At 41.8% G+C, this 17,404-nt stretch carries 19 protein-coding genes; 11 read left to right on the plus strand and 8 right to left on the minus strand.

Annotation, left to right across the window (positions count from 1 at the left end; all coding sequences use genetic code 11):
* The first annotated feature begins 416 nt into the window (after nucleotides 1-416).
* The 5 genes from V7K84_RS28255 to V7K84_RS28275 all read left to right on the plus strand — a co-directional run bounded on the left by V7K84_RS28255 (nucleotide 417) and on the right by V7K84_RS28275 (nucleotide 4,748).
* Complete coding sequence (locus V7K84_RS28255; protein WP_334843083.1) at nucleotides 417-542, plus strand: hypothetical protein; 126 nt, start codon at nucleotides 417-419, stop codon at nucleotides 540-542.
* A gap of 144 nt (nucleotides 543-686) precedes the next feature.
* The gene (locus V7K84_RS28260; RefSeq protein ID WP_334843085.1) at nucleotides 687-962 is read left to right on the plus strand and encodes a TM2 domain-containing protein; all 276 of its coding nucleotides are present in this window, start codon (nucleotides 687-689) and stop codon (nucleotides 960-962) included.
* Nucleotides 963-1,209: 247 nt separating this feature from the next.
* On the plus strand, nucleotides 1,210-1,398 hold the full coding sequence (locus V7K84_RS28265; RefSeq protein WP_334843087.1) for a hypothetical protein: 189 nt from the start codon (nucleotides 1,210-1,212) through the stop codon (nucleotides 1,396-1,398).
* Between the two features lie 159 nt (nucleotides 1,399-1,557).
* The gene (locus V7K84_RS28270) at nucleotides 1,558-4,062 is read left to right on the plus strand and encodes a heavy metal translocating P-type ATPase (RefSeq protein ID WP_334843089.1); all 2,505 of its coding nucleotides are present in this window, start codon (nucleotides 1,558-1,560) and stop codon (nucleotides 4,060-4,062) included.
* Nucleotides 4,063-4,259: 197 nt separating this feature from the next.
* Nucleotides 4,260-4,748 carry an FHA domain-containing protein gene (locus V7K84_RS28275; protein ID WP_094352473.1) on the plus strand — a complete coding sequence of 163 codons (489 nt, stop codon included), beginning with the start codon at nucleotides 4,260-4,262 and terminating at the stop codon, nucleotides 4,746-4,748.
* Between the two features lie 80 nt (nucleotides 4,749-4,828).
* On the opposite strand, the gene V7K84_RS28280 is transcribed toward V7K84_RS28275, so the two are convergent.
* Nucleotides 4,829-5,176, minus strand: coding sequence for a hypothetical protein (locus V7K84_RS28280; RefSeq protein WP_289798874.1), 348 nt, complete (start codon nucleotides 5,174-5,176; stop codon nucleotides 4,829-4,831).
* A gap of 113 nt (nucleotides 5,177-5,289) precedes the next feature.
* Between V7K84_RS28280 and V7K84_RS28285 the strand changes: the two genes are divergently transcribed.
* Both V7K84_RS28285 and thyD read left to right on the plus strand, forming a co-directional pair.
* Nucleotides 5,290-5,712 carry a hypothetical protein gene (locus V7K84_RS28285; RefSeq protein WP_334843090.1) on the plus strand — a complete coding sequence of 141 codons (423 nt, stop codon included), beginning with the start codon at nucleotides 5,290-5,292 and terminating at the stop codon, nucleotides 5,710-5,712.
* Between the two features lie 131 nt (nucleotides 5,713-5,843).
* On the plus strand, nucleotides 5,844-6,764 hold the full coding sequence (gene thyD, locus V7K84_RS28290; RefSeq protein ID WP_334843092.1) for a thylakoid membrane protein ThyD: 921 nt from the start codon (nucleotides 5,844-5,846) through the stop codon (nucleotides 6,762-6,764).
* Between the two features lie 161 nt (nucleotides 6,765-6,925).
* On the opposite strand, the gene V7K84_RS28295 is transcribed toward thyD, so the two are convergent.
* The 3 genes from V7K84_RS28295 to V7K84_RS28305 form a co-directional block, all read right to left on the minus strand.
* The gene (locus V7K84_RS28295; RefSeq protein WP_094352470.1) at nucleotides 6,926-7,171 is read right to left on the minus strand and encodes a hypothetical protein; all 246 of its coding nucleotides are present in this window, start codon (nucleotides 7,169-7,171) and stop codon (nucleotides 6,926-6,928) included.
* A gap of 149 nt (nucleotides 7,172-7,320) precedes the next feature.
* The gene (locus V7K84_RS28300; RefSeq protein WP_334843094.1) at nucleotides 7,321-7,743 is read right to left on the minus strand and encodes a tetratricopeptide repeat protein; all 423 of its coding nucleotides are present in this window, start codon (nucleotides 7,741-7,743) and stop codon (nucleotides 7,321-7,323) included.
* Between the two features lie 85 nt (nucleotides 7,744-7,828).
* Complete coding sequence (locus tag V7K84_RS28305) at nucleotides 7,829-8,185, minus strand: iron-sulfur cluster assembly accessory protein (RefSeq protein ID WP_094352468.1); 357 nt, start codon at nucleotides 8,183-8,185, stop codon at nucleotides 7,829-7,831.
* A gap of 318 nt (nucleotides 8,186-8,503) precedes the next feature.
* Here V7K84_RS28305 and V7K84_RS28310 point away from each other — a divergent pair, with 318 nt between their 5' ends.
* From V7K84_RS28310 to V7K84_RS28325, 4 genes are all read left to right on the plus strand, one after another.
* Nucleotides 8,504-10,135 (plus strand): DUF6930 domain-containing protein, encoded by a 1,632-nt coding sequence (locus V7K84_RS28310; protein WP_334843095.1) that lies wholly within the window; start codon nucleotides 8,504-8,506, stop codon nucleotides 10,133-10,135.
* 2,041 nt (nucleotides 10,136-12,176) lie between these two features.
* The gene (locus tag V7K84_RS28315; protein WP_334843098.1) at nucleotides 12,177-12,353 is read left to right on the plus strand and encodes a CopG family transcriptional regulator; all 177 of its coding nucleotides are present in this window, start codon (nucleotides 12,177-12,179) and stop codon (nucleotides 12,351-12,353) included.
* Between the two features lie 276 nt (nucleotides 12,354-12,629).
* Entirely contained in the window at nucleotides 12,630-14,069 is a 1,440-nt protein-coding gene (zds, locus tag V7K84_RS28320; protein WP_334843100.1) for a 9,9'-di-cis-zeta-carotene desaturase, read from the plus strand.
* 42 nt (nucleotides 14,070-14,111) lie between these two features.
* Nucleotides 14,112-14,555, plus strand: coding sequence for an SRPBCC family protein (locus V7K84_RS28325; RefSeq protein ID WP_292786899.1), 444 nt, complete (start codon nucleotides 14,112-14,114; stop codon nucleotides 14,553-14,555).
* A 139-nt stretch (nucleotides 14,556-14,694) separates the two neighbouring features.
* Here V7K84_RS28325 and V7K84_RS28330 read toward each other — a convergent pair whose 3' ends face one another.
* From V7K84_RS28330 to cobQ, 4 genes are all read right to left on the minus strand, one after another.
* Nucleotides 14,695-15,009 (minus strand): hypothetical protein, encoded by a 315-nt coding sequence (locus tag V7K84_RS28330; protein WP_334843102.1) that lies wholly within the window; start codon nucleotides 15,007-15,009, stop codon nucleotides 14,695-14,697.
* A 184-nt stretch (nucleotides 15,010-15,193) separates the two neighbouring features.
* Nucleotides 15,194-15,406 (minus strand): hypothetical protein, encoded by a 213-nt coding sequence (locus V7K84_RS28335; RefSeq protein ID WP_334843104.1) that lies wholly within the window; start codon nucleotides 15,404-15,406, stop codon nucleotides 15,194-15,196.
* 62 nt (nucleotides 15,407-15,468) lie between these two features.
* The gene (locus tag V7K84_RS28340) at nucleotides 15,469-15,705 is read right to left on the minus strand and encodes a 2Fe-2S iron-sulfur cluster-binding protein (RefSeq protein WP_334843105.1); all 237 of its coding nucleotides are present in this window, start codon (nucleotides 15,703-15,705) and stop codon (nucleotides 15,469-15,471) included.
* Between the two features lie 124 nt (nucleotides 15,706-15,829).
* A complete protein-coding gene (gene cobQ, locus V7K84_RS28345) occupies nucleotides 15,830-17,314 on the minus strand; it encodes a cobyric acid synthase CobQ (RefSeq protein ID WP_334843107.1) in 1,485 nt (494 codons plus the stop codon).
* Between the last annotated feature and the right edge of the window lie 90 nt (nucleotides 17,315-17,404).

Below are 17,404 nucleotides of genomic sequence, written 5' to 3' on the forward strand. Positions count from 1 at the left end.
ATTTACTAGTAATAATTGGTTATAAGCATAAATACTAGCTGAAAACCCAATTACGATAATGGCAAAAGCAAATTAAAGAATGCTATTAACATTCTCATTCGGGTAGATTTTAGCCATTTTTCGAGATGTTAATTGTCTTCTTGAACCATTTTTAGCTGTCATAAATTGGAATGCAATTCCGGTTTGCGCTCATGGAAGTGGGGATCGGTAACTAAAAAGCGGTTAGAAAGATATGGAAGATGCCTTTTGCGCTTCTAGATTCCCACTAGCCACATAATTGTCTTGCCGGTGCGATGGCGTTTTACATTCGCTAGAAGCATCGCAAAAGAATCCGGAAATAATACTGATGGACTTGTAAAAAGTGGTGTATGTAGCAGCTTTTGCTGATTATTTAAGATTTATTCTGCTCAAGATAAATGTCTGAGCTAAAAATCTGCAAAACTGCTGCACCAGGGTTTGCGATCGTCAAATCCAGCAAAAGTCATCAAGGAGTACCAGTTCGGCCTAAACAGCAAGACATCTTGGCGTCTCCTCTGGAATAGAAGCACGCTGATTTTAATTATTCATTTTGAGACTTACTCAGACTGAAAAAATTAAAAATCTATTTATTAAGCAAGTAAATGTATTTGCTTCCATTACAATAAAGACTTTATTTTTATACTCACTTATCAAGGAGCAGCACTTATATGGCAAATCTTAACCCCAGTCACCCTACCAAACAACTTCTAGCTGGTTACTGTGGCATTATCCTGGGAGCGTTTGGGGTTCATAAGTTTATTCTAGGATACGCTTCGGAAGGCTTTATCATGTTAGTGATTTCTGTAATTGGGGGTTCTTTTACCTACGGGGTTGCTTTGTTAGTTATGCAACTTGTAGGTCTAATTGAAGGCATGATCTACTTAAATAAATCCCCTGAAGGATTTGTAAGTACCTATTTTGTGAATAAGCAGGGCTGGTTCTAGTGCAAGAATAGCTTTCTTACTAGAAGCAGAGAATGATACCCACTTCCCAACTTAGGATTGCAGCAAAAGCGCAGGGATAAAGGGCAGCAACCAAAGAAAGATCCTTTTTCCCTTCCGCTTCACCCTTAGCAAAAGTTATATAGCACTTCTACCTCCTATATTTATTTTTATTGATATGCTCATTTTCAAACCTAAACAGCTTAACTGGGCAATGTTCTTCTTGTTGGGCTTAGGATATTTCAGTGTTATGTCTCATTTAGAAATCAACTATTTCTTCAAAAACCTGATTGCGATCGCGCCAATACAGGTGGCAGCTATTATTTATGTCACTTATCGACGTTGGAACTGTCAACCCCCTGTAGGGGAATTTAAAATTCCAAATTTAAAATTCAAAATTCAAAACCCTACAGATAAATCTGGGGACTTGAAACCTTGAATTGAAATGCAGCGATAGTCATGATGCTCAACGAAGTACGATAAATTAATAATTTTAATATGGTTGACATTGAGTCATAGTTCCATATTTAGCCTACGCTCGAATTAGAGACGCTTTTAGTCAGGCGTTGAATTTCTGTAGCGAATCTAAACACAAGCCATGCAACTTGTCCCGAAAACTAAGCCAGCCCTAGAACTTGACCCAATCCTAGAGAAGATTATTCTAGATGTTGGGGGTATGAAGTGTGCTGGGTGTGTGAACGCTGTAGAACGACAGCTGACTCAACATCCAGGAGTCAAGAGTGCCTGTGTGAACCTGGCCACAGAGGTAGCAGTTGTAGAATCAGAAGTTGGTGCAATAGATGCAGATGCACTGGCACAGCGATTAACAGCTGTTGGATTCCCGACTCAACCCCGAAAAGCTCATGGCACAGTAGCGGGCGAAATATCGACCTTACCAGATCCAGCAGAACGACAACGCCGAGAAATGCGTTCTTCTCTATGGCAATTAGCGATCGCAGCGGTGTTGCTGATATTGTCGGGAAGTGGACATTTTGGTAATCTTGGTAGCTCAGTGCTGCCAGTGTTAAATAACATCTGGTTTCACTGTGGACTGGCGACAGTAGCGCTGTTAATTCCCGGCCGCCCGATTTTAGTAGATGGCTGGCTGGGCTGGCGGCGAAATGCACCTAACATGAACACTCTAGTGGGATTGGGAACGCTGACAGCCTACATTGCTAGTTTAGTAGCGCTGCTTTTTCCCCAATTGGGTTGGGAATGCTTTTTTGACGAGCCAGTAATGATGCTGGGCTTTATTCTCTTAGGAAGGACATTAGAGCAACAAGCTAGAGGTCGTGCGGCGGCTGCATTTCGGAAATTGCTAGCACTCCAGCCACTCTTAGCGCGATTAATTGCCAACCCAGAGAAAGCCGGAATGGGTTCTTCTAGTGTTGAGATTCCTGCTGAACAGGTGCGTGTCGGTGAATGCTTACAAGTGCTGCCAGGCGATAAAATCCCCGTTGATGGTGAAGTGGTAGTTGGTCAAACAACGGTTGATGAATCAATGCTAACCGGGGAAGCAGTGCCAGTAATCAAGAAACCAGGAGATATGGTGACAGGGGGGACACTAAACCAGTCAGGAGCGATCGCAATTCAGGCAACCCGGACTGGAAGTGATACAACTCTAGCTCAAATTGTGGCCCTAGTAGAAGCCGCCCAAACTCGGAAAGCACCAGTACAGAAATTAGCAGATACAGTAGCTGGTTACTTTACCTACGGGGTGCTGACAGCATCTGTCTTAACATTTGGATTTTGGTACTTTTTCGGCACTCACATCTGGACTGATATCACCATGTCTGGTGGCATGGAAATGATGAACCACGCTACACATGAAGCCCAGCAAGGGCTAAACGCCCCGCCACCGCTAACAGCACTCAGCACTCATCACTCATCACTCTTAATCAGCTTAAAACTAGCGATCGCAGTTATGGTAGTCGCCTGTCCCTGTGCTTTGGGACTTGCCACACCAACAGCCATTCTTGTGGGAACTGCTATGGGTGCAGAACGAGGTCTGTTAATCAAAGGTGGCGACGTTTTAGAAAAAGTACACCAGTTAAACACCGTAGTATTTGATAAAACTGGCACTCTGACTACAGGTAATCCCATCGTCACAGATTGTCTGTTAATTGAGGAATTGGGGTCTGGGGAAGAGGCAGAGGAGCAGGAGAAGAATAATAATGCCCAATCCCTCATTCAACTAGCAGCAGCCGTAGAAAGCGGTACTCACCATCCCCTAGCAAAAGCAATTCAGCAAGAAGCACAGCGGCAACAGTTATCTATTCCAGAGGCTGTAGACTTTCACACGGAACCAGGACTAGGGGTATCTGCTGTGGTAGAAGGCACAGTTGTATTGTTGGGTAACTGGGAATGGTTGAGTTGGCACGGCATTGCCATTAACGAAACCGCACAACAGGTAGCACAGGATTTAGCAACAGATGGTAAAACAGTCGTTTGCGTCGCGATTGGGGGAACCTTAGCCGGACTAATTGGTGTTTCTGATACCCTCAGATCGGATGCTCGATCTACAGTAGATAAGTTGCGTCAGATGGGCTTACGGGTAATGTTGCTCAGTGGCGATCGCCTAGAAGCAGCTAGCGCTATAGCCAAACAACTAGGATTAGATAGTGCTGATGTAATAGCAGGTGTTCCCCCAGCTAAAAAAGCAGCTGCAATACAAGCACTCCAGTTAGAAGGGACAAGGGGACAAGGAGACAAGGAGACAAAGAAAACTCCTCACTCAGTTGTGGCAATGGTAGGAGATGGGATCAACGATGCTCCAGCTTTATCCCAAGCTGATGTAGGAATTGCTTTACATTCTGGGACAGATGTGGCGATGGAAACTGCTGAAATTATTTTAATGCGCGATCGCCTAAACGATGTCGTCGAGTCTATTCAGCTTAGTCGCGCCACCTTCAACAAAATCCGCCAAAATTTATTCTGGGCTTTTGCATATAATACACTTGGCATTCCTTTAGCAGCAGGTGTTTTATTCCCTAGCCTGGGTTTTGTGCTTAACCCATCTGGTGCTGCTGCATTAATGGCTTTTAGTTCTGTTAGCGTCGTCACCAACTCAATATTATTACGGCGATTCGCTCATCGCCCGTAGAATACTCCTTTACACGTCCAATTTGCCACCACAAATATTGGTTATCAAAACACAATTCAGGAGTCAGTCGTCAGATTAAAACACTTACCAAAGCTATCATAGCTACTGGAGTAGAACGGCCATGTTCTACTCTTTCAAGGTATTATGCAATTTTAAAGCTTATTTAGATTAGCACCACAGACTGATGGTGCCCGAAAATGGCAAGATACGATACTAAACAAATCTTAATCAATTACAGTTCCACCGATTTGTCAATGGCAGCAGAAACCAATGAAAACCATCTACTGATTATTGAAGACGATCAAGGTCGCAAAGAATTTTCTCTGGAGCACCCCGTCTACTCTATTGGTAGAGACCGCGAATGTAATATCCGTTTAATGTCGCAATTTGTCTCCCGCCGCCATGCCACATTAGTGAGATTGCCACGAGAGCATAATAGTCATAGCTACTATTACCGGATTGTAGATGGCGATGCCAAAGGTAAGCCTAGTTCCAACGGTTTGATGATTAATGGACGCAAGATACCAGCCCACGATCTCAGAAATGAAGACGAGATCGTTTTTGGGCCTCAAGTACGTGCCATTTATTACCTTTTAAGAAATACTCAGCGTTTAGGACAAACGGATTCGAGTGAGTATGATATTACACTAATAAACCCCGGTATGGCCGAGGATTTAGAGGAGTAAGCGAGTGAATTATAACTACCAATTACAGTCTGACACTTCCACAGCTTCAAGCCGTGGGAGTATCAATTCAATCACCAAAGCTATCCTGCAATACTTTCAATCAAATGCCAATGACGGCTACTTTCAATAGATTGCTTGATTAACTCAAACATTTGTCGGCAGTAATTATCTAGGTGAATTGGTAGTTCTTCATTTTTAATCACAATACTCATGCGAGTTTCAGTTTCAGTAGATTTTGATTTATCAATCAGTACTTCTACTGTTATTAATTTAGGAAAAGGAACATTTCCAGGAACCTCACGACCGATAATATATTCGGCTGTGTGATATTGAATATCCAACTGACAGTCCTGTAGAAGTTCTACAAGTAACGGCAACAGATGGTCACTAGGAACAGAAACAATAAATGAACAGGTATAGCGAGCCATAATAGCCCCAAGCCTTGCAACACTCCGTCCATCCTATAATACCGAAGTATCTAAATATAAAGTCATTAAAAAATCAAAGTTTTTGAGAGCAGGTACTACCAGATATACAGTCAATGAAGAGGCAGGGGGCAGGGGGCAGAGGGGCAGGGGAGCAGGGGAGCAGAGGGGCAGGGGAGCAGAGGGGCAGGGGAGCAGAGGGGCAGAGGGGCAGAGGGGCAGAGGGGCAGAGGGGCAGAGGGGCAGAGGAACAGGGGGAAAAGTTCCAAGCTACGTCTGCAAGTATCAAAGCCTCATTAAAGGAGTTCAAAGGCTCATTAATGAGTATCAAAGACTCATTAAAGGAGTTCAAAGACTCATTAATGAGTATCAAAGCCTCATTAAAGGAGTTCAAAGGCTCATTAATGAGTATCAAAGACTCATTAAAGGAGTTCAAAGGCTCATTAATGAGTATCAAAGACTCATTAAAGGAGTTCAAAGGCTCATTAATGAGTATCAAAGCCTCATTAAAGGAGTTCAAAGACTCATTAAAGTTATAGTGACACTAACTTGCATTCTAAAACATATCTCCCCTGCTCCCCTGCTCCCCTGCTCCTCTGCCCACTGCCTTCTTTGGTAAGCTGAAAGTTTGATCAAAAACTTTACAATAAAGGTTTGGCTGAGGTAGAAAATGAAAGTCGCAATTACTGGAGCAACAGGATTTGTTGGTAGTCGTTTGGTACAACGATTACACGGAGAAGGTAATAAAATAGTAGTATTAACTCGGAATACCACTTTTGCTCAAAAGGTTTTTCCATCAGAGGCTTTCCCTAATGTAGAAATTGTTGCCTATACACCAAATGCATCTGGTTCTTGGCAAAGTGTCATTGCTAGTTGTGATAGCGTAGTTAATTTGGCAGGAGAACCTATTGGTGAAGGGCGCTGGACACCAGAACGGAAACAAGAAATCCTCAATAGCCGAAAGTTAGGTACACAAAAAATAGTTGAAGCAATAGCCAACGCTAACCCTCAACCATCTGTGTTAATTAACGCTTCGGCTATTGGCTACTACGGCACCAGTGAAACGGCTACCTTTGATGAAACCAGTCAATCTGGTAACGATTTTCTTGCCCAAGTCTGCCAAGCGTGGGAAGCTGAAGCGAGAAAAGTAAAAGATGCTGGTGTACGACTGGTAATTTTGCGTTTTGGGATTGTTCTGGGCAATGGTGGCGCTTTAGGTAAGATGATTCCACCTTTCAAACTCTTCGCTGGTGGGCCTATTGGCAGTGGTCGGCAGTGGTTCTCATGGATTCACGTAGACGATTTAGTTAACCTGATTCTGCAAGCTTTAACTAAACCGGAAATAGAAGGTGTATATAATGCCACTGCCCCTAACCCAGTCCGAATGGCAGATTTAAGCCAAACTATGGGACAAGTGATGAATCGCCCTTCTTGGTTGCCTGTTCCTGCTTTTGCGATCGAAGCCCTTTTAGGAGACGGGGCAATAGTAGTTTTAGAAGGTCAGCAAGTTATTCCAAAACGCACCGTGCAAACAGGCTTTGAGTACAAATATCCTAATTTGCAACCGGCATTAACACAAATTCTTAATTAAAAGGGAGTGGGGAGCAGGGGAGCAGAGGAGCAGGGGAGCAGCACTTCTCTACGAGAGGCTACGCTCAGTGACCGAGGAGAAGTTCAGTAATTTCCCCTCTGCTCCTTTGCCCCTCTGCACCTCTGCCTCTTCTGATCCATGCCCCATGCCTTATTCTTTGACTATTGACTAGAAAGAAATTTTTTGGAAACCCAACTGATAATACCGCTGAGAATGGCACCGCCCATGAGTATGCCAATTGCGGGGTTAAACAAGGGTTGCCACAGTTGATGCCACAAATCCAAACCCAGGTTTACTCCTGCGGCATCACCGATCGCAGCGATCGCTAACCAGCCAAAGCCAAACAAAACCAAAAAAACATCGGCGACTAAAACCATGTTTAGCCAATTTAACAATTTATCTTTCATGATTGGATTGAGTACTGGGCATTGGGCATAGGGGATTGGGCATTGGGCATTGGGCATTGGGAAGAGACAGCCTAAAGAGTTACTTCAATAAATTCTCCCTTCTCCTCGTTGTCCTTAACCCTCAGTTCCCAGTTCCCAGTCCCCATCTTTTACTTTTCAAACAGCCAATTTTTGACTTTTGTCAAACTTTGCCAATCTGGTTTTCTACTTAAACCGTCCTCAATACTATTTTTTATTTCATCACTCCATTCTTCGTTGACAAATATCAACTGCTGTGCTATATCAATGTGTTCCCGTAAACCTTTTTGCTTTGTTTCCAGCATTGCTAAGGCGAGATTGATTCTAGCCTGGGGATCTTGTGGATTTAACTTGACTGCTTTCTGTCCAGCTTTGTAAGCCAAACTGGGTTTGTTATCGAGTAGATACAACCACGATAAACAAACCCAAGCTGCACTAGTTTTAGGAGCGCGATCGCACACTTCTTTAAACACAGGGATTAAAGATTCTACTGATTCTCCTGCTTTATAGCGTTCTAAGCCTGTATCAAACAGGGATTCAACTGTATTAGTCATTGGTCATTAGTCATTGGTCATTAGTCATTAGTCATTGGCCATTGGTCATTTGCAAAAGACAAATGACAAATGACAATTGACAATATTACACCCCAAATGACTTGCCGCAACCACAAGTTTGATTAGCATTGGGGTTAGTGAATTGGAAACCACCGCCAATCATGGCATCGCTGTAATCGAGCATTAAACCGTAGAGATATAACAAACTCTTGCGATCGCTGACAATTTTGAAGCCATCATAGTCAAAAACTTCATCATCAGGGGTGATTTTGCTGGTATCTTCAAAGTCCATCATATAAGACATCCCAGAACAGCCACCCTGACGCACTCCTACCCGTAAGCAGAAGTCTGTGCCTTGCTTGTCCCGGAGGGATTTTACCTGGTGCAATGCGGCTTCGCTCAACAGAATTCCGCGTTGTTGAGCCTGAATTGCTTGTGTCATCTGCTTTTCAACTCCTTAATTAGTATAAGCGTTACCCTATATCGGCTTGTTAATGCTTCTGGGTTGCTCTTGGTGTTTTTGTATTCATTCTAGCGGCTTAGATGTTGCTAGATACCAAATTGTAAACACTCCGTCAAAAGTAGCCAAAGATTTTTATTCTAGAATTAGAGACTCAATGTGTTTATACATTCGGTATTCTTAAAATTCAAGCCTTACGGCAGCAACAGAAGCAACCACCCTTCAGGTGCAGCCATAAAAATTTAATCCGAGGCTAGCTAGCCCCCAAAGTTTACTTCCAAATTGCTTCTTTTGATCTCTATGACAAGTTTTAATCGCTCTACCAGTCGTCGGTTGAAGAAATTAACTCAAATTCCTTCTGTATGGGAGGGCGATCGCCGTCCGTTGTCATCACCAAACCAGCTGTCAGACTCAGAGGCAAAGGGAGAATGCATTCTTTGGGTAGATTACTCCCAAGGTGTTGTTCGAGGAATGGACGTGGTAGCTTCCGATACCGGCCCAGAAGCAATAGTTCGCACCTTAATGCAAGCAATGGAGCATCCTCAAAGTCCGGCAAGACCTGCTAGGCCCCAAAGAATTGTAGTCAAAGACCGCGAGATCCAATTTTACCTGCGGGGAGTGCTGCAAGATTTGGATATCGCCATTGACTATGCACCAGAACTGCCTTTAATTGACGAACTATTTCGTGGATTCGCCGACATCCTCGATAGTCAAACCCCCGACTTACCCCCACAGTATGCACAAATCTTGCGAGAGAAAGCATTTGCAATTTGGCAAGCAGCACCTTGGGAATTTTTGGAAGAACAGCAAATTTTGTCAATCGAGATTAATAAGTGGGATGTTGGCACACTCTACGCCTCAGTTATGGGAATGCTGGGAATGGAGTATGGGATTTTGTTTTATCGCTCAGAAGAATCTTTAAAACAATTTCGCGCCGCAGTTTTAACGGATGAAGAATCAACAGAGCATCTAGAAGAAGCGTTCCTTAAGCAAGATTGCTTGTTTCTCACTTTTGAGAGCGTTGACGAAACCGATGAAGATGAGGATGAAGAAGATGATTTGGCGGATCTGCCATTATCAGAAATCGACCCTACTTTTGGTAATATCCACCCCTTAGAAGGACTACGGTCTGTTTTGTATGACGAAGAAGCATTGGTAATCTTGGTTGCGATCGAAAGCCTGAGCCGCTTTATTCGCGATCACCGTCGCCAACTTCATGAGGATATCTTCCCTACTCTGGGCCGTCGCTATCGCATTTCTCTACCGCAATCGGAAGAATCAACTAAATCAGTGCCTGTGACAGTCTCTACCATGCCGCAGTTAGCAGCAGAATTAGAGGAAATGGCAGGCTTTGGTATTGATGGTGAGGAGATTAACAACCTTGATTTCCAATCATTGCGAGATGACTTGATACCAGAAGATTCCTTCCTCAGCTTAGGTGTAGTGTCTTGGGAAATATTGGATTCTCTGCGAAAGGGGGTCAGCTACCACCAGGCTAGTGAAATCAAACAAGTGGGTGACGGTTTGCCGGTGATTTTAATTCAAACCTCCCGGCCCAAAGCGAAGACTGTAATTGAAAGAATTGAAGCCGCAGGTGGATTGAGAGCAATTTGCTTTAATCCAGGTGCCGATCTCTTTGATGGCGATCGCTACGACCTGGGTTTATTGCAAACTCAAAATAGCGAATTATTCCTATTCGGTGAATTTTTAGATGAAGATCCGATTCATGTCGAAGCCCGAAAAAAATGGAATCAGCGGTGTAAAAATACTCAGGGCTACTGTGGCTTAATCATTGCCAAAGGACTAACGGGAGCCTCCCGTGGCAATCCTCAGTTACGAGATATGATGGCTTTGTTTGAAGGGCGATCGCTTTCACCTAAAGATTTAGGTATTGGCACTCTCCAACTTATGCCCCAACTGAAATTTGAATAATTGTATGAATTGCCGCAATCCTCAATCTCAAATTCTCGGTATGAGAAATTAAGTTGATGTGTATTTGATTGATTAAAACTGCATTTGAGAGGGAAAAAGGGGAAGGCTTTGCCTTTATAACCTTTACTTCTCTTCTCTTTACCAACGGAGTGTTGATTCACCAGTGCTGAGTACTGTCTTACCCCATAGCAAAACGTGGGGATGGAAGTCAGGGCGCATCATTGACAGCAGATTTCAAGGAAAGTGAGTTACACAAGTTAAGTCTGTTACCCAGATATAAAGCGTGTTTTACCCCTTAATTCAGAATTCTGAATTAAGGAGTAACTGTTTCAGGGAAGTAAAAAGAAATCAGGATTTTTACTTTTGTATATACCTCAATACAGCTCAGAATGAGCAACAAAACCCAGATGTAGACAGGCGCTCGATCGCGTCTTGAAAGACCAATTGTCTACACCAATAACCCTTAACTAAACCCTATTGGTATATAACCCATCCCTGGTAGGTAGTCTTTTAAGTAGAGGCAGAGTGTTTCCGGTTCCACTCAGTCTCTGCGATCTGCGTACCTATCAGCGTGCGGCACTTTGTAATGAATATTCATGTATATGTGAATACGAATACGCGACCAATCTTGAGAAGCTAACTTTACCTAAATTTCATGAAGTCCCTGTATTTTCATAGTTTTATAGTTATTTTATCTAAATTTACTAAGTATAAATAACTACAACAAGCTAAAAGCTTATCTACAAAGACTGCTTGAATCAAACCTAACTGATGCACTGAGATATTGGAATCTTTTTTTAACAAGCTTTTGAGTTTAGCCTTCTGTTATATATCAATATCATTAAGCAAAAGTTCAGATAATATGTTTTTCTTTGTAATTTTTTTATAAAGGAGAAAAAATATCTTTGTTAGTGTCTAAATGAAGATTATTTAAAGCGCGTAAATAATAGCTATAATAAACACACTACCGAAAAAATTAAAATATACGATTCTTTTTATGGGTATACTTACCAGATAAAAATAGTTGTAATAAAAATTTTATTGGCAGTAATTTATATCTTGGCTTAAATATGAGGAAAATGTCTTATGTAAAACTTATAAGGCCCTACTTTGCTAAAAATGATTTATATAAGCTCCAGATAGATGAAGACGAAAAATTGTAAAAATATTGCTGCTTTTAAAGCAAGCTATATCGCTAGAAAGAAGATAAGAAAGATGCAATAAAGTATTGCATTCTGAGGATAATTTATTGTGAAAGTATGAAACAAAACTAAAATATTATTATTGGCAACAGTCAAATAACATCACATATATTATGGATGAATCCGTCTGTGTAAAATTACAGATGTTACTGTCAAAAAATACCAACAATATTGGCAATTTACACTCAGTAGACTGAGCTTTGTCCTTTTTTTTATGGCTACTATATTGGCAGTGAAAAGCAATCAGCTTGATCGAAGTAAGCCAAAATTCATAACAGTTCAAGTAGCTCTTAAGTTCTTGGTTGCAGTCTGGTTATATAGGTGTTTGTTTTAAGGCGATCGCTTATTTGCCTACTTTCTAAGTCACTATTAACGCTCTATACACACCACTCTAACCCGCCTGTAAACAAGCATTTCCGCATGATAATGATTCGGAAGCTTTATTTTTTGGCGTTCTAGCAGATATTCTCTCCAACTGGGTTTGACGAACTTAGTTAAGAGAGAAGGTCAAATGCTTTCAATGGAGAATAACTTTGGAAATCTTCATTGAGTCAACAGTAGGTATCTTGAATTCCTTTATAAAATTTCATTGTCAGGGTTTACTCATGCTGTTAGTAGGGTTATTATCTTCAAAAGCAACGATGTGCTATTTATGCTGTCACAATAGTAACAAATAAAGTGTAGTATTTTGATTTTTTTAGAAAATGATCGATCCTTTGACAAAACAAACATTCTTAATATTAATGGTATTACTTGTTTCGTGAGACAAACTCTGATAACCTTATCGGTTCCCTCTTTAATTTAGACTCTTTCGACCATCTAAATATACAGCAGATAGCATGATAATGACAAATAAAAAATGGGCAGTTAAACGCATAACAGTTAATCTCGCAACGCAGGAAGCGGAAAAACTAGAAAAATATTGCCAACAAACAGGTAGACCTGCAACTGATGTGATTCGTGAACTGATTAGAAGTTTGCCTGTCTCCGACGACAGTAAAGATGAAAATAACTAAGAAGTGACTTTCACAACTTATCCAGAAAACTGCTTTGCCACCAAAAAAATATCTCTGATACTTATGAGAGTCCACTGCTATGGACAAAAGTTTGTCTAGATGATACAGACGCGTTTTGATCGCGTCTGGTCATTTACCGGGACTAAAAAAAGTAATCAAAGAAGTTTTAGTATCGATATTGGCAAGCCTTAATATGCTGCTGGAGTTGATATTAAGTAGCAAATTCCGACACCAAGCCAGTTACAATCTGTAAAGAAACTGAAAAGGAACGACGGAATGCGTGTTGCAATCGTAGGTGCGGGACTGGCTGGGCTAGCAACCGCAGTGGATCTAGCTGATGCTGGTTGTGAAATAGAGATTTTTGAATCTCGTCCGTTTGTCGGCGGTAAAGTTGGCAGTTGGGTTGATGGAGATGGCAACCATTTAGAAATGGGGTTGCATGTATTTTTCGGGTGCTACTACCAACTATTTGACTTAATGAAAAAAGTGGGGGTGTTAGAAAACTTACGCCTCAAGGAACATACCCACACTTTTATTAATAAAGGGGGGCGCACTGGTGCTTTAGATTTTCGTTTTATTACAGGTGCGCCTTTCAATGGGTTAAAGGCATTTTTCACTACTTCCCAACTATCGTTGCAGGATAAATTGCAAAATGCGATCGCTTTGGGTACTAGTCCGATAGTTCGCGGATTGGTAGACTTTAATGGGGCGATGAAAACTATCCGCAATTTAGATAAAGTTAGCTTTGCCGATTGGTTTCGCAGTCATGGTGGGAGTAATGGCAGCATCAAGCGGATGTGGAACCCCATTGCTTACGCATTGGGATTTATTGATTGCGAAAACATGTCTGCCCGTTGTATGTTAACCATATTTCAGCTATTTGCAGTTAGAACTGAAGCTTCAGTTTTGCGAATGCTGGAAGGTTCTCCATCTGAATATTTACACAAGCCGATTCTGGAATATCTGGAAGCTAGAGGCACCAAAATTTACACGCGCCGACAAGTTCGGGAAATTCAGTTTACTGAGTCAGCTGAACAAACCCGTGTCACAGGTATAGTAGTTGCCCAAGGTGATGCAGTAGAAACGATCGCTGCTGATGCTTATGTTTTTGCCTGTGATGTTCCAGGAATTCAACGCATCCTACCCCAGGAGTGGCGTAAGTGGTCAGAATTTGACAATATTTACAAACTGGATGCAGTGCCAGTGGCTACAGTGCAGTTACGCTTTGACGGTTGGGTAACAGAACTGAACGATGGAGAGCAACGTAAACAGCTAAACCATGCAGCTGGAATCGATAATTTACTTTACACAGCCGATGCTGACTTTTCTTGTTTTGCCGATTTAGCGTTGACTAGCCCTGCTGATTATTATCGCCCAGGACAGGGTTCATTGTTACAGTTAGTGCTGACACCGGGAGATCCGTTTATTGCCCAAAGTAATGAAGCGATCGCACAACATGTTCTCAAGCAAGTCCATGAACTGTTTCCTTCGTCGCGGGAGCTAAATATGACTTGGTACAGTGTTGTAAAGCTTGCTCAGTCTCTCTACCGAGAAGCGCCAGGGATGGATGCGTACCGTCCCAACCAAAAAACACCAGTAGATAATTTCTTCCTTGCAGGCAGTTATACTCAGCAAGACTACATCGACAGCATGGAAGGTGCTACTATTTCTGGACGGCGGGCGGCAAAAGTGATTTTGGAGAGTTTGAAGAGATAACGAACCGCAAAGAGCGCAAAGAGCGCAAAGGAAGAAGTAGAGATGCCAGACTGGTTAGAGCATACTGTGCAGGTAGAAGTAGAGGCTCCCATAGATTTAGTATGGAGCCTCTGGTCTGATTTGGAGCAAATGCCTCGATGGATGAAGTGGATTGATTCGGTGAAAATTCCGCCAGATAATCCAGATATATCTCTTTGGAAATTAAAAACTGGCAGTCTAGAATTTAATTGGCAATCCCGAATTCTCAAAGTTATTCCCAACCAAATTATCCAATGGGAATCGGTTGATGGTTTGCCAAATCAAGGAGCGATTCGCTTTTACGATCGCCACAATAGTAGCATTGTGAAAATGACTATTTCCTATGCTATCCCCGGCATTCTTGGCAAAATTATGGATAACTTGTTTTTGGGGCGGATAGTTGAATCGACAATTCAAGCTGATTTGGAAAGATTTAAAGAATACGCTCTGAATGTTAAAGCTAATTGATATAGATAGCAAAACCAGGCAGTAAGGAACAATGGGTAAAAGTTTCTTGCTGTCTGATGGGAAAATTTTGAGTTTTTAATAATTGCAGTAGGTAAAATTGCTCGCCTTTCTTGCAAGGCGGGAGTTGTTAGAAAGTATTTTAATTAAACAAATCAAAGTATTCCATAAATTCTATGTAAGAAAGAGGTTCATATTCTTCTTTGTGTTTTGCAAAGAAATCATTATTAAGTTTCATTAAATGTGCTGTTTCTATAGGGTAAACAAGTTCTCGAACACCATGTTTACCTAAATATTTAGCATCAAACGGGAATACAAAACCGTTTACTTCAATTTTTTGATGCCGTTTAAAAACCAATGAATTATTTATCATTGAGAGTCTCCCAACAATTTCAGTATGAAAGCCTATATTTGACCCTTTTAATTTATAAGGTAAAGGAAAGTAAGCATCTGCCATTATTTTACTGATTTTTAATTAAGTGCAATCTGATAAATAATATTGCATACACTTGAAATGCCAAAAAACAGTAATCACACGTAAAAATACTATTTCAATGAAAATGACCTGCAATTGCTAGCGCAATTGTGCAGCATTAACTACTAAAATGCCTGTATTAAAAGACTTTTGAGACAGTTCCTACTTATTTTAGACTTTGTAAAAAATCCAAGGCTTCTGCAAAGGCAGCAGGATCTTTATCTTTATAAATTTGAACTACCTTGGGAATACCATTATCATCCTCATAAGCAAGAGAAATTATATCTTCATTAGAATTTTTGCTGAACAAACCGCTAAATTTATCCTTATTAATCTTGATAATGTCGTTGCCGTTTTGCACTGTTATGTAGTCTGACATAAGATTTATCCGTGGTGTTCTACTTTAGTTTGGTTAAATATTCATGCAATTAATAAGCGACATTACCAAGTTGGGTCGCTAAACAAATTAATCGTCAATTCTTGACGTGGCGGTACTGCGCTGATACAAGCGCGGATGATCTCTCCATCCTCTAATTCGACTGTACAAGCGTGACAAGACCCCATGAGACAACCGGTGGGAATAAAAACCCCAGCCCGGTCTGCTACATCTAAGAGGGCTTCTCCCACTTCGGCATCTACTGTGACATCATCTGGTAAAAAACGGACACGAACAATCATCAATGTTACGCATTTAATAGAGTTGTCATTTGTCAGTTGTCCTTTGTCCTTCGCAAATGGCTAATACTTCGACTACGCTCAGTACAAGTGACCAATGACTAATGACATTTCAACGCATTTTAGCTTAAGACAAAAACAGACTTAAGTCTAAATGGCTTTCAACTTCAATGGCTAGAGAGTCCAAAATCTGCTCTCGCTGTTCCCGATAGTTAGCAACACCTGTGGGCAAAGATTTTAAACCCCGCTGTTGACGGAGGCGATTTAACCAAGCGCGTCGCCAAGGTCCATTGTCAAAAAGCCCGTGCAGGTAACTTCCCCAAACTGATTGACAACTATCTACTAACCCTAAATTAATATCGTCAAATAGGGCATGGTAGGATTGGGGATCTATGCCTTGCTGTTCGATGCGCGATCGCCCTTGGTGGATTTCAAAGCCATTGACTGGCAAGCCTTGTTGGGGATAATTTGAGCTAACTTGGCGCTGGCGGGCGATTTTTTGTCCTGTAATTACAGTTCTGATTGGTAAAAGGTTTAACCCTTGAAATCTGCCAGCTTGTCCCTCTATCCCTTCTGGGTCGGCGATGATTTGACCAAGCATTTGATAGCCACCGCAGATACCTAAAACCGTTCCCCCAGAAGCAGCGTAGTTTTGGATAGCTTCTGCCATACCGCTTTTTTGCAACAGTAGCAAGTCAGCAATTGTGGTCTTTGTACCGGGGATAATCACGGCATCAGGATGTCCTAAATCTTGCTTCGGACTTAAGTATTTAATTGAAACTGTACTTTCTGATTCGAGCGGATCAAAGTCGGTGAAGTTGGCAATTCTTGGTAAGCGGATGACGGCAATGTTGAGGTCAGTTTGGGCTTTATTCGACGACGATTGACGTTCTAGCAGGTCAAGAGAATCCTCTGCTGGAAACATTTCTTGCAAGTAGGGTATAACACCGATCACGGGGATCTTTGTGCGTTCTTCTAACCATTTTATCCCCGGATCTAAGAGCGATCGCTGACCTCGAAACTTATTAATTACTATACCTTTAATTAAGGCGCGTTCATCTGGTTCCAATAACTCTAAAGTTCCAACGACATGGGCAAAAGCACCACCCCGGTCAATATCAACTACTAACATAGTTGGTGCATTTAAATATTTTGCCACCCGCATATTAGTTAAGTCGCGGTGCTTGAGGTTAATTTCCGCAGGACTACCGGCACCTTCACAAACCACCAAGTCAAATTCTGTTCCTAAATGCTGTAGCGATTCTTCAATTGTCCGCCACCCCAATTCAAAATATTGCTCGTAGTAATCTGAGGCACTCACTTTACCTACAGACCTACCTTTAATAATTACTTGAGAAGTCATATCCCCTTGGGGTTTGAGTAAAATTGGGTTCATTTCTACCCAAGGCACGACTCCCGCAGCCCAAGCTTGCACTGCTTGAGCATAGCCAATTTCTCCACCACTGGCGGTGACATAAGCATTTAAAGCCATATTTTGGCCTTTAAAGGGAGCTACTCGCCAACCACGCCGCGATAAAATGCGACAAATAGCTGTAGTTAAAAGTGATTTCCCTGCATGGGATGTTGTCCCCACTACCATAATTGATTTCATAGTTGCTATCACTTAGTTTTTCAAGATACAGAGTTAATTTTTAGGAGCGAACAACAAAGGAGCAGCGGGAGATGAGTAAGCAGGGGAGCA

Source organism: Nostoc sp. (genome assembly GCF_036917315.1).
In the GTDB taxonomy this organism is placed as follows: domain Bacteria; phylum Cyanobacteriota; class Cyanobacteriia; order Cyanobacteriales; family Nostocaceae; genus Nostoc.